General features: G+C 33.6%; 10 protein-coding genes. 9 read left to right on the top strand and 1 reads right to left on the bottom strand.

Annotated features, from left to right (window positions below):
- Positions 1-472 precede the first annotated feature (472 nt).
- On the top strand, positions 473-2,044 hold the full coding sequence (locus JOC59_RS08330; protein WP_205144311.1) for a peptide chain release factor 3: 1,572 nt from the start codon (positions 473-475) through the stop codon (positions 2,042-2,044).
- A gap of 295 nt (positions 2,045-2,339) precedes the next feature.
- Here JOC59_RS08330 and JOC59_RS08335 read toward each other — a convergent pair whose 3' ends face one another.
- Entirely contained in the window at positions 2,340-4,559 is a 2,220-nt protein-coding gene (locus JOC59_RS08335; RefSeq protein ID WP_205144312.1) for an ATP-dependent Clp protease ATP-binding subunit, read from the bottom strand.
- A gap of 227 nt (positions 4,560-4,786) precedes the next feature.
- Here JOC59_RS08335 and JOC59_RS08340 point away from each other — a divergent pair, with 227 nt between their 5' ends.
- From JOC59_RS08340 to JOC59_RS08375, 8 genes are all read left to right on the top strand, one after another.
- Complete coding sequence (locus JOC59_RS08340; protein WP_205144313.1) at positions 4,787-5,572, top strand: hypothetical protein; 786 nt, start codon at positions 4,787-4,789, stop codon at positions 5,570-5,572.
- 9 nt (positions 5,573-5,581) lie between these two features.
- On the top strand, positions 5,582-5,758 hold the full coding sequence (locus JOC59_RS08345) for a hypothetical protein (protein WP_205144314.1): 177 nt from the start codon (positions 5,582-5,584) through the stop codon (positions 5,756-5,758).
- 489 nt (positions 5,759-6,247) lie between these two features.
- Entirely contained in the window at positions 6,248-6,514 is a 267-nt protein-coding gene (locus JOC59_RS08350; RefSeq protein WP_205144315.1) for a phosphocarrier protein HPr, read from the top strand.
- On the top strand, positions 6,514-8,232 hold the full coding sequence (ptsP, locus tag JOC59_RS08355; protein WP_205144316.1) for a phosphoenolpyruvate--protein phosphotransferase: 1,719 nt from the start codon (positions 6,514-6,516) through the stop codon (positions 8,230-8,232). Before JOC59_RS08350 ends, ptsP begins: the two co-directional genes overlap by 1 nt.
- Positions 8,233-8,503: 271 nt before the next feature.
- Positions 8,504-9,712, top strand: a complete 1,209-nt coding sequence (locus tag JOC59_RS08360) for a glycosyltransferase family 4 protein (RefSeq protein WP_205144317.1) — start codon at positions 8,504-8,506, stop codon at positions 9,710-9,712.
- Positions 9,713-9,741: 29 nt separating this feature from the next.
- A complete protein-coding gene (locus tag JOC59_RS08365) occupies positions 9,742-10,809 on the top strand; it encodes a lysylphosphatidylglycerol synthase transmembrane domain-containing protein (RefSeq protein ID WP_205144318.1) in 1,068 nt (355 codons plus the stop codon).
- The gene (locus JOC59_RS08370) at positions 10,779-11,051 is read left to right on the top strand and encodes a DUF1797 family protein (protein WP_205144319.1); all 273 of its coding nucleotides are present in this window, start codon (positions 10,779-10,781) and stop codon (positions 11,049-11,051) included. Before JOC59_RS08365 ends, JOC59_RS08370 begins: the two co-directional genes overlap by 31 nt.
- Positions 11,052-11,287: 236 nt before the next feature.
- Positions 11,288-13,369, top strand: coding sequence for an LTA synthase family protein (locus JOC59_RS08375; protein WP_205144320.1), 2,082 nt, complete (start codon positions 11,288-11,290; stop codon positions 13,367-13,369).
- Positions 13,370-13,866 lie beyond the last annotated feature (497 nt).

Consider the following 13,866-nt stretch of genomic DNA (forward strand, 5'->3'; position numbering starts at 1 on the left):
TCTTTTTTTACACCTTTTTTTACAAAATGCAAGAAAAAAAGATACCGATTAACATGACGACGTCATGTCTATCAGTACCAAAAAGTGTAGACCCACTAATTCAAAATTTGAGTTAGTTGTTTTTTTGATAATTTCGAACGGCATAGAAGTACTTAAAAGTTATTAAAATACGTTATTAGTGTCGCAATAAGCAAAGTAGATGTGAGACTAGATATAAAGTTATTGCTAATTTTAATTGATATTAATTTACTTTTGGCTTAGATTCTGCCATTCCGCATTTTTTAGTTTATTACAGTTAACGATGGTTTATGAGTGAGTCGAAGGTGATTTCCTTCTTAAAAATTACTAAAAACTAATGAAGTAAATCGAACAATAATTTGCTATACTTAAAGAGATAGAAAATTATAAAATGTTTAATTTAAAACAATAGATTTAAATTAATAAACGAAAATAAATTAATTTGAGGTTTAATATGAGTGCAATTGCAAGTGAAATAAGTAAGCGGCGAACATTTGCCATTATTTCTCACCCAGATGCTGGGAAAACAACCATTACAGAGCAAATGCTTTTATTTGGTGGTGTCGTGCGCGAAGCGGGGACGGTTAAAGGGAAAAAAAGTGGTAATTTTGCGAAGTCAGATTGGATGGAAATTGAACAAAAAAGAGGAATCTCAGTTACGAGTTCTGTTTTACAATTTGATTATGATGGTAAGCGTATTAATATCTTAGATACACCTGGACATGAAGACTTCTCAGAAGATACTTATCGGACATTGATGGCAGTTGACTCAGCAGTTATGGTTGTCGACTCGGCTAAAGGGATTGAACCACAAACTAAAAAGTTATTTGAAATTGTTAAACAACGTGGTATTCCAGTGTTTACCTTTTTTAATAAGTTAGATCGTGATGGACGTGATCCACTTGATCTTTTAGCTGAACTAGAAGATGTTTTAGGTATTGATACTTACCCAATGAATTGGCCAATTGGTTCGGGTCAGGTTTTGCAAGGATTGTATGATATGCATAATCATCAAGTTGCTTTATATCGACCAGACAGTCAGGGAAATCGGTATTTAGCACTAGATGAAAATGGCAATATTGATGCTAATCATGAGCTTGCCAATAATCAAATTTGGCGAGATGCCCGTGATGAGGTTGATTTAGTATCTGATGCGGGTAATCAATTTGATGAAGAGGCAATTTTACATGGTAAACTATCACCAGTATTTTTTGGCTCGGCCTTAATTAATTTTGGGGTCGAAACATTTTTAAAATCGTATTTAGAGTATGCACCAGCACCAGCTGCTAAAAAAACTATTGATGAACAAGCAATTGAGCCATTAAATAATGATTTTTCTGGTTTCGTTTTCAAAATTCAAGCTAATATGAATCCTCAACACCGTGATCGCATTGCGTTTGTACGGATTGTATCTGGTGAGTTTAAACGTGGTATGGACGTAACCTTGAGTCGGACTGCTAAAAAAATTAGATTGAGTAATGTTACACAGTTTATGGCTGATTCACGTGAGAATGTCGAGTCAGCTGTGCCTGGAGACATTATTGGGGTTTATGATACTGGAACTTTCCAAATTGGCGATACTATTTTTTCCGGTAAAGCAAAAATTCAGTTTGAAGATTTGCCAACGTTTACGCCGGAATTATTTATGCGAGTTTCTGCTAAAAACGTGATGAAGCAAAAATCATTTCATAAGGGAATTACTCAGTTGGTCCAAGAAGGAACAATTCAATTATACAAATCTTGGGTAAGTGGTGATTATATTTTAGGGGCAGTAGGTGCTTTACAATTTGAAGTTTTTAAATTTCGAATGGAAAATGAATATAATTCAGAAATTGTATTAGAACCAATGGGTCATAAAATTGCGCGTTGGATTAATACTGAACAACTCGATGAGAAAATGGCTTCGTCAAGAAATATTTTAGTTAAGGATCGCTTTGATCAACCATTATTTTTATTTGAAAATCAATTTGCAGAACGTTGGTTTAAAGATAAGTATCCAAGCGTTGAGTTGGAAGCTAAATTATAATATGATAGTTAAAGTTAAAAAGAGTTGAGACATAATTTGATAGAATAAAAGGCCACTATGGAAACTGATAAGTTCATTGGTGGCCTTTATTTAATCTAAAATACTTAATGGAAAAGACAATTAAATTAACAATCGGACCGTACGTGGAAAGAATCAAAACAAATGCAGTATCAAATATAAAAAATCCCAACCGGAAATGAGTATCATTTGCAGTTGGGATTTTTTATAGGTTAGTGAAATAAACTCTATTGAATAGTTGATACCGCTGACCTGTTAATCAGTATGCTATTGTTCATTACTGACTAATTTCAGAATGATTTGTATTTTGGTTTACCAAAGTTTTATCAGCTTCATCAGTTTGTTTAATTACAATCTGATCTGCACTTAATTGAGCCGTTAGGTGGGTGCTTTCGGGATGCTCAAGATAAAAATCGGCAACCCGATCTTCAATTTGTTCTTGAATAACACGTCTTAAGGGCCGTGCTCCCATTGCTGGATTATAACCCAAGGTAACTAATTTATCAGCAACAGCTTCATCAACGGTTAAGTGTAGATTTTGTTGTGCGATCATAGCATTAACATCAGTAAGCATTAATTTAACAATTTGATGTAAATCTGTTTTTGAAAGGGCATTAAATTCAATAATATCATCAAAGCGATTTAAAAACTCGGGTTTGAAATAATTAGATAGCTTATCTAAGACGCTATGAGTTTTACCATTAATTGCTGCTCCAAAACCAACGCTTGCTTCGGCATCACTTGAACCTGCATTAGAGGTCATAATGATAACCGTGTCTTTAAATGATACGGTATGTCCTTGGGCGTCAGTCATACGGCCATCATCAAGGACCTGTAAAAACATGTGCATGACATCAGGATGAGCTTTTTCAACCTCATCTAAAAGGATCAGTGAGTAAGGATGACGGCGTACTTTTTCTGTTAGTTGGCCAGCTTCTTCGTAACCAACATAACCAGCAGGTGCCCCAATTAATTTTGAAATACTATGTTTTTCCATATATTCAGACATATCAAAACGAATCATGGCATCTTTGGAACCAAAGAGTTCGGTTGCTAATTGTTTAGCGGTTTCAGTTTTACCAACACCAGTGGGGCCCACAAAGAGGAACGAGCCAATAGGGCGACCAGATTTATTAAAGCCTACACGATTGCGCCGAATTGCCCGGGCAACTTTATCAACTGCCTTTTTTTGACCGATAACATGGGCATTTAAATTTTGATCTAAATCACGAAGTTGACTCGCCTCAGCCTCTTTTAAATCACCGACAGGAATCCCAGTTTTTTCTTCAACAATTTTTTCAATATCTGTTTCCGTGACTGAATCAGCTTGTGGATCACTCGGATGCTTTTCGGCTTCTTCTTTAGCCCGTTGAAGTTGTGTCACTTGATCACGCCAGTAAGATGCTTTTTCATAATCCTCACGTTCAATTGCAGCTTGCTTTTGAGCTTCAGCTGAATTGACTTTATTTTGAATATCTTCAGGCTTAACTAAATTTAGAGTTAAGTTTTTCCGGGAACCAGCCTCATCTAATAAGTCAATGGCTTTATCAGGTAAGAAACGATCTTGAATATAACGGGCTGATAGTTTAACCGTTGCTTCAATTGCGGCATCCGTGTAAGTAACGTGATGATAATCTTCATAACGTTTTTGAATACCACGTAAGATTGCCAATGCTTCCGTTTGTGAAGGTTCGTTTACGGTTACTGGTTGGAACCGTCTTGCAAGAGCCGGATCCTTTTCAATTTTACGATATTCATTTAGAGTTGTGGCACCGATTAGTTGAAATTCACCACGCGCAAGCGCTGGTTTCAAGACGTTACCGGCATCCATGCCTCCTTCAGCATTACCAGCACCCATAATCTCATGAATTTCATCAATGAATAAAATAACATTTTCATTTTTAGCAACTTCATCCATTAGTTTTTGCATGCGTTCCTCAAATTGACCACGAATACCAGTTCCTTGAACCATGGAAACCATGTCTAAACGATAAACTTCTTTTTTGGTTAGTTTTTCAGGGACATCACCAGCTACAATCGCTTGGGCTAATCCTTCGACAACGGCGGTTTTACCAACACCAGCTTCACCGATTAAAACGGGATTATTTTTAGTCCGTCGATTTAAGATTTCAATTACTCGATTAATTTCACTATCACGCCCAATAACGGGGTCTAACTGACCATGGCGAGCCATCTCAGTTAAATTTAAGCCGTATTGACTAAGTAAACCATTACCGTTATTATTACGACCATTTTGTTTTTGCGTAGCTTTATTATTTGCGTTCATTTGGGCTGACTGACCACTCATAGCCCGGAAAATATCATCTATTGAATTAAAGCCAAAAGATTCTTGAGCCATATTCATACCTCCATTTTTTAAACTATTTTGAATTGCTTGATAACAGTTAGGACATAGATGCATTTCAACAGCTTGTCCATTTACATTCATTGACATATGGATTGATGCAGCATTTTTTTGACATCGTTGACACAACATGTAATTGACCTCGCTTTAACAATTTTAAAAAATGATCACTATTATTTTTATTTTATACAATCTGACTAATATTGACCTTTTTATTAAGTATACTATCTATTGCCTAATATTCAAGGAATTTGTTCAAAAAATTAGCAGTTAGATATTATGACTGCTAATGAAAAAAGGGGCATGTTAGGGAAAACTTTAGTATAATTAATGAGATGTTAAGAATGGAGGATTTATAGATGAAAAAAATTTCGGGGATAGCTACAATTGTGATACTTGTTGTATTAGCAGTTGGTGGGGGTGTATGGACCATTAACAAACATAATAGTCAAAAAACCTACCAAACGGAATTAAAGGCAGCACAAAAAAATGTAAATGAAAAAAAATATACACAAGCAATAGCAAATCTGAATGATGCTAAAAAAGCAAGCAAGGGAACTGAGCAAAAAACGGTCGTAACATATCTCAAACAAATTAAGTTATTTATTACAGCTGAAAATACAACCGATAATAATAAAGCAAAAAATAATTATCAAAAAGTGAAAAATATTGAAAATGGTTACACAATTCTACGTAAACGAGCAATTAATGCATTGGACAAGTTGATTGATGCTACTACTAGTTCAAAAGTTTCTTCGGTGGTAAGTTCTGCTAAAAGTTCCGTAAGCAGTTCAATCACTAGTTCAAGTAAAAAGACATCTTCAGCAAACACGACTAGTGATACTTCAACTACGGAAAGTTCAAAAGCTAAAACTAGTAGCAAAAAGGCAACTAGTAAAGTAACTAAGGATCAAAATGAAGGTGTGGGTTCAGCCGATGCTGCTAAAAAATATAGTAAAGATGCAATGGGAAAAACTATCACAGATAATGAAGTTTCACAAGCACGGACGACTTTAAAAAAGGCGAATATCGATGAAGGTGCATTTCCTGATAGTGATATTAAAAAATTCATTAAAGAGGCCTCAAAAGCTAATAGCGGTGGGCTAGTTCAAGTTGTTAAAGATTACTTGAAGAGTGGAGAATAGTTTTGTGTTATGAGTGATTATTTCGAATTGTTAGAAAAATTAAGGCAGCAAGAAATTGACGAATTTGTTGTGGAAGTTAATGACTTTACAGCTTTTCATAAAATTTGGCAAACTTATCAATATCAAAATCAAATTAAGGGTGAGGCAGCCCGTGGTGGTAAAATAACCTATCGCCGCAGTTTGTAACTTGATTGGGTAGGCCATTTATATTTTGGCACGATGAATTAAAAATGGTTAAGTTATTTGATATTGTTAGTAAAACTAGGAGATAAAATAAGCTAGCGTCGTTATTAATACGTGCTAGCTATTTTTATTTAGCAGTGTTTGTTAACGGTTACGATATTACAAATTTTTTGAGTGATAAAGTGAGAATTAATTAAGCAGTAAGATACATTAATTGTACCTATATAATGTAAGTCAGGTTAACATAGTAGAATAAGTTGTGAACATTTCTAATAAACTTAATTAAAATGTAAAAAAACTGAAAGCCCTTACAACTGCTAGGGGTTGGGATAAAATATTGATTTAAAAAAACAATAAATTATTAAATTTAGTAGTAATTTATCTTGTAAAACGTTTTCATTTTGGTTATTATTAATGCATAAGGTTTGGTGAGGTCAGTTTTGATGCTTGCCCTTATCTAATAATTTGTGCATAGCAAGGAGAATTATCATTATGGAATCACGTAACTTTCACGTTGTAGCAGAAACTGGTATTCACGCTCGTCCAGCAACTCTTTTAGTACAAGCAGCCTCAAAATTTAGTTCAGATATCACTCTTTCATATGAAGGAAAAGATGTTAACTTAAAATCAATTATGGGTGTTATGTCACTTGGTGTTGGACAAGGTGCAGATGTTACTATTTCAGCATCTGGTGAAGACGAAGCTGATGCAATTACCGCTATCGAAGATACTATGAAGAAAGAAGGCTTATCAGACTAATGACTACGAAGCTTAAAGGAATTGCCGCAAGTAATGGCGTTGCAATTGCTAAAGCTTATAAGTTAGTTGATCCTGATCTGTCTTTCAAAACGCAATCAATTACAGATATTGATGCTGAAAAAGGCCGCTTAGATGCGGCCTTTGTCGCCTCAAAAGAAGATTTAACTAAAATTAAAGCTAAAGCAGTTGAAAATTTAGGTGCGGAAGAGGCGGAAGTTTTTGAAGCACATATTACAATCTTATCTGATCCAGAAATGATTGATTCAATTAAAAAACAAATTGAAGATGAAAAGGTAAATGCAGAAACTGCTTTAAAAGCAATCACTGATAATTTTATCGCCCTTTTTGAAGGAATGACCGATAACGCTTATATGCAAGAAAGAGCAGCTGATATTCGTGATGTTACTAAGCGTGTCATGTCACATCTATTAAATGTTAATTTGCCTAATCCAGCGCTAATTGATGAGCAAGTTGTTATTATTGCTAAGGATTTAACGCCATCTGATACCGCTCAATTAGACCGTCAGTTTGTCAAAGGATTTATTACTGATCTAGGTGGGCGAACATCCCACTCATCTATTATGGCACGGACCTTAGAAATTCCAGCCGTTGTGGGAACTGAAAAAGCAACAGCTGAAATTGAAGATGGTCAAATGGTGATTGTTGATGGCTTACATGGCGAATCGTTTGTTTTACCAGATGAAGCTCTAATTGCTGAGTATACCAAAATGGGGGAAGCTTATGCAGCACAAAAAGCTGAATGGGCTAAACTTAAAAATGAAAAAACGATTTCCGCTGATAATGTTGAGTTTATGACAGGTGCTAATATTGGAACGCCTAAAGATTTAGATGGTGTTTTAGAAAATGGTGCTGAAGGAGTTGGCTTATATCGGACAGAATTTTTATATATGGATTCAAATGAAATGCCGACTGAAGATGATCAATTCAATGCATATAAAAAGGTACTTGAAGGGATGGATGGTAAAACAGTTACTGTTCGAACAATGGATATTGGCGGTGATAAGGAGTTACCATACTTGCCATTACCAAATGAAGAAAATCCATTTTTAGGTTACCGTGCAATTCGAATTTCATTAGATAAAACAGAGATGTTTAGAACACAGTTACGGGCGTTACTACGCGCGTCAGTTTATGGTAATTTGTGGATCATGTTTCCAATGGTTGCAACCTTACCAGAATTTAGAGCAGCCAAGAAGATTTTTGAAGAAGAAAAAGCTGGTCTAGTTGCTAAAGATATTGCAGTTGCTGATAATATTAAATTAGGAATTATGATTGAAATTCCTGCTGCTGCTGTTTTAGCAGATAAATTTGCTAAAGAATTAGATTTCTTTTCAATTGGAACTAATGATTTGATTCAATATACAATGGCTGCTGATCGTGGTAACGAACGAGTTTCTTACCTATATCAACCATACAGTCCCTCAATTTTACGTTTAATCAAACATACGATTGATTCTGCGCATAAAGAAGGTAAGTTTGTGGCAGTGTGTGGTGAGATGGGTGGTGATCCAATTGCCGTACCATTGCTTATGGGATTGGGATTAGATGAATTTTCAATGAGTGCCACATCGATTTTGCAAGCACGCTCATTAATCAAAAAACTTGAAGTATCTAAAATGCAAGAGTTAGCTACCAAAGCACTTGACTTGGACACTACTGATGAAGTAGTTGAATTGGTTAAAGCGTACACTAACTAGTTTTGGCATGAATTAGTTAATTAAAAAGTAAAAATACGATAATTCCTTGTGGATTATCGTATTTTTTATATAATAATTAAAAGAAGTGTAATTTTTTAGAATGTTTAAGACTAGTTTAGACAAAATATTTAAAAGCATGCTAGAATTGATTTGATTTGATTTGATTTGATGAGATAATTGTTTTTTGCTTGTAAAAATTAAATTTGCTATAATGATTAATCACTATTGTTAGCATAAAAGATATATCACTAAATTAAGGAGGAAAAAGTAAATGAATATTGGCCTGTTTACGGATACATATTATCCACAGGTAAGTGGAGTAGCCACTTCAATTTCAGTATTACGTGATACTCTAGAGGAAATGGGACACCAAGTATACATTTTCACGTCAACTGATCCAAAAGTTGCTAAAAATGTATATGAACGTAATATCTTTAGATTTCCAAGTGTACCATTTACGGGATTTCCTGATCGTCGGATAGCTTACAGTGGTGGCTTACATGCTGTTCAAATTGCAAAGGAATTAGAATTAGATATTGTTCATACCCAAACTGAATTTTCAATGGGTTTAATGGGTAAATTTGTAGCCTTTAATTTAAAAATACCAGCAATTCATACTTACCATACAATGTATCAAGATTATTTACATTATGTGGCTAATGGGAAATTGATTGGTCCTAGAACAGTTAAAACAGCCGTACGCAATTATTTAAAAAATATGGAAGGGGTTGTGGCACCTTCAAAACTGGTTTTAGATACAATGCTAGCGTATGGGGTAACAGCACCAATTAAAATAATTCCAACAGGTGTTAATATTAAAGAACGCGTGCCCCAAAATATGGCTAATGAATTAAGAAAACAGCTAGGCTTAGCGTTAAACACTCCAGTTGCTTTATCTTTAGGACGATTAGCTTTTGAAAAAAATATTGAAGACACAATAGATGCCTTTAAAACTGTGGTGGCTAAGTTACCTAATGCCCAATTGGTGATTGCTGGTGATGGTCCTGCACGCAATAGTTTGGAAAAGCATGCTAAGGCAGTTGGCCTCGAAAAGCAAATTATGTTTGTTGGAATGATTGAACATCAAGATGTTGCTCAGTATTATGCAATGGCCGATGTATTTGTTTCGTCATCAGACTCAGAGTCCCAAGGGTTAACTTATTTAGAAGCAATGTCACAACACACCCCAATTGTTGTGATGGAAAGTCCATATGTTAAAGAATTAGTCACCGATGCAAGTATTGGTTGTGCAGTTCATGATGTCGCACAATTAAGTGATAATATTTTAAAATATTTAAAGAGTATTAACTCATTAGGTGATGAAAGAATGTTAGAAGCTAAGATAAAAGCAGTTAGTGCCGAGCATTTTGGTGAAAGAATAGTAGAATTTTATGAAGAAGTAATTGAAAGTTACAATACAGAGACACAAAAAAATAATGAATCTTTTTTTAATTCGTTTAGTAATCCATTTCGACATTAAACTTTAAAAAATTGAGGTATGTTAATAATATGACTAGACGAAATCGAATCGTCCTAGTAGTCATGCTGTTAGTTGGTTTAGGAATATTGTATTTTTCATTAAGAAACGTAAATCTAAATCAAATTTGGCATGACTTCATCAATCTTAATTGGTGGTGGCTAGCAGTAGCAGTATTGTGTATTAGTTTATATTTAGTGATTGAAGGATTAATCGTGAAATTATTTGTGGGGCCGCGTGTTCCGGATTTTACTTTTAAAAATGCCTTGAGAGTACCACTAGTTGAACAATTAGGAAATGGGATTACCCCGTTTGCAAGTGGTGGGCAGCCGTTTCAATTAGTGGCTATGATGCAAGCTGGTGTTGATCCAGGCTATTCTAGTGCAATCTTACTAATGAAATTTATTATTTATCAATTTGTAATTGTAATGAATTTTTTTGTTGCATTATTAATTGGATCACATTATATGGGCGACAAAGTCCACATTATGCGGTATTTAATGATATTTGGCTTTTTAATTCATTTTGCAGTAATTGTAGGATTAATTTTAGTGATGTATTGGTATAGTTTAACTAAAAAATTAACTGCTATTTGCTTAGGATTTATTAAATACTTTGGGTTTGGTGGTAAAGAAAAACGCCTAGAGCGCTATCAACGTGCTAATCAATGGGTCGATGAGCGTTTAGAGAATTTTCATAAAGAAAGTAAGCGTATGAGTAAGGATTGGTTATTAATTGTAAAAGGTGTTTTATTGACAAGTTTACAACTGATGTTTTATTATTCTATTCCATATTTTATAATGCTTGCTTTAGGTTATACAAATGTTAATTACATTTTAATAACAGCTCTGCATGTTTTGATTGTCATGGTTATTTCGATTTTTCCGATTCCAGGTGGTTCGGGTGGTGCAGAAGTTAGTTTTTCAAGTTTATTTAGCTCATTTATTGGAAATGCATCTAGTCTGGTTTTAGCGATGCTATTATGGCGTTTTTTGACATATTATTTTGGCATGTTTGCCGGGATTTTTGCTTTTAATATGCGGGCAGATAAAGTTAGGGGGCATAGTAATTGGCATTTTCAGTCAAAAAAGAAAAAATAAACCAAAATTTAATAGCTATTAGAAACCGAATTCAAGCCATGACGACCGACTATAGTGAGGAAATACAACAAAGAAACTTTCAAGTGTTCGGAATTGAAGTTATCACAGTTGAATATAGCCATAGTAGTGCAATAATTAAGCTTTGTAATAATGTGGCTGATGAGATATACTGGTTTGATGATTTCGACTTAGCGGCAATTGAGGTTTTTGAACAATTAAATGATTTTAAGTTTGTATTTTAAAAAGGTAAGTCAATAATAAAATAATTCGGTATAAGAGATTAATAGTATTACTTGAACGTTTAATGAAAAAAGAAGTAATAAGCTACCTCATAATTATTTGGTGTGAAAAAGCCAATAATTATGAGGTGTTTTTATGAAAAAAGATTAAATTTGTTTTTCGATTACGAATAACAGTTTGAGTTTTAATAAATACTCAGTATAATTGGAGTGTTATATTTATAAATGGAGGAAACGATATGTTGCAGCTTTTTAAGAAGTGGGATGTTTTTTTACAATCAACGCTAGGCTTCTTTTGTTTATCGACGTTTCTGATTTGGTTGAAAACATATATTGCATATCAAACGGATTTTTCATTAGGGGCACAAGGGTTATTACAACAGTTCCTACTGATTTTAAACCCAATTGGTTCAACATTACTACTTTTAGGGATTGCATTATATTTTCGTGGTAGAATAGCCTACTGGTTAATGATGATTGTTAATTTGTTAGCGTCAATGTGGTTATTTGCAAATGTTCTATATTATCGCGAGTTTTCGGACTTTTTATCAGTTGCAATTATTGGGAGCACAAGTTCTGTTGGAAATAATCTAGGTAAGTCATTGGGGGGAATTATTGACCCTGCGGATTTTTTAATTTTTGCTGATATATTGATTCTATTGCTTTTACTACTGTTTAAAGTAATAAAAATAGATAAAAGAAAAATTAAAAAGCGCTTTGCTATGCTGATTACAGCACTAGGATGTGCCTTAATGTTAGCTGATTTTGGAATGGCCAATGCAGATCGTTCTGGGCTGTTAACACGGACATTTGACAATAATTATATTGTAAAATACTTAGGCTTAAATGAGTATTTAACATTTAATATTTTTCAAACGCATAAGCAACAAGCATCACGCTCAGCTGCAAGTGCGAAAGATTTAAAACCAATTTTAAAATTTATTAAAAGTCATCAAGCAGCAGATAATGTTGATTATTTTGGTAAAGCGAAAGACAAAAATGTATTTATTTTTCACTTAGAAAGTTTCCAACAATTTATGTTGAATTATAAATGGGATGGCCAAGAAGTGACACCGAATTTAAATAAATTTTATAAAAATAAAAATACTATTAGTTTTTCTAATTTTTATAATCAAGTTGGACAGGGAAAAACATCGGACGCGGAAACAATGTTAGAAAATTCATTGTATGGTCTATCAAGTGGCTCAGCAATGGTTAACTATGGAACTTCAAATACATTTCAAGCAGCACCGGCTATTTTGAGTCAACGTGGTTATACGACGGCTGCCTTCCATGGAGATGTTGCCAGTTTTTGGAATCGTGATAATACTTATAAGTCATGGGGATATAATTATTTCTTTAGTAAATCATTTTATCCAAATGCAGAGAAAGCTAATTATAATGTTGGTTATGGTATGAAGGATAAAATCTTTTTACGTGATTCTGCAAAATATATCGAAGAGTTACCACAACCTTTTTATGCTAAAATCATTACGGTCACTAATCACTATCCTTATGATTTAGATAAAGCTAATCAAAGTATTAAGGCTTTTAACACAGGTGACAAAACCGTTGATGGCTACGTGCAAACGGCACGCTATTTAGACCAAGCATTTGGTGAGTTTATTACGTGGTTAAAGAAAGCTGGATTGTATAAAAATAGTATGATTGTCTTGTATGGTGATCACTATGGTATTTCAAATAATCATCGGCCTGCAATTGCTAAGTTACTGCATAAAGCAACGATTACTAATTATGACTTAGCACAATTTCAAAAAGTACCATTCATGATTCATCTAAATGGAGTTAAAGGTGGTATCAAGAAAACGTATGGTGGTGAAATAGATGTTTTGCCGACATTATTAGATTTACTTGGAATTAAAGATGATGATTATGTTCAATTTGGAACAGATATGCTTTCTAAACAACATGTCCAAATCGTGCCGTTTAGAGATGGTAATTTTGTTGCACAAGATATTACGAAATATGGTAATCAATATTATTTAACTAAAACAGGTCAAGAAATTGATCCTACTGATAGTAAATACAGGAAAAGGATTGGCACAATCCAAGATTATGTTGATAAGTCATTAGAATATTCAGATAAGGTGATGACAGGTGATTTATTAAGGTTTTATCAACCTAAGAACTTTAAAAAAGTTAACAAAAAGGCCATTAGCTATAAACCAAGTATTAGTAATGCTAGTTTGAAGAAAGATTTGATTACGCAGCCTTCGAGCATTTTGGCTCAGAATCATGAAAAATCAGTAGCTGCATTGTATAAAACAGATGCGCCAGAATTAAAAACAACTAGTAAGTAGTAATTTAATTAACGTAGGTTTTCAAATTACTTGCACTGCAAATGTTAATTGAAACAGCAAAGGAGTTTAGGGTAAAAATCCTAGACTCTTTTTATATTGTATGAATAGTAAATTATTTTGGCATAATGAGTGAACTAGTTAATGAGATATAGCAAGCATATTGATATTAGTAAACTATGGAAATATATATTTATTTGGTAATTGATCAATATGAGCAACACTGACTACTAAAAAAATTAAAAAAAGTTTGAAAAACTGTTGACGAATAATCTATTAGCTAGTAATATAGTTTAAGTCGTAAGCGAGTGGTAAGTTCTTAAAAAAACTTGCCAAGATAAAATTAAAAAAAGCTTGCTATAAATAATTAAGTAAGTTATACTTAGTTAAGTAATGTCAATTAAGAAGTAGATCTTTGAAAACTGAATAAAGTTTTGACAATCAAATGTGTAAGGGTCTTAGGATTTGTACCTAAGATATACAAATTTGCGAATGTCAAT

Origin of the sequence: Periweissella beninensis (assembly GCF_016908275.1) — a bacterium.
Taxonomy (GTDB): Bacteria; Bacillota; Bacilli; order Lactobacillales; family Lactobacillaceae; genus Periweissella; species Periweissella beninensis.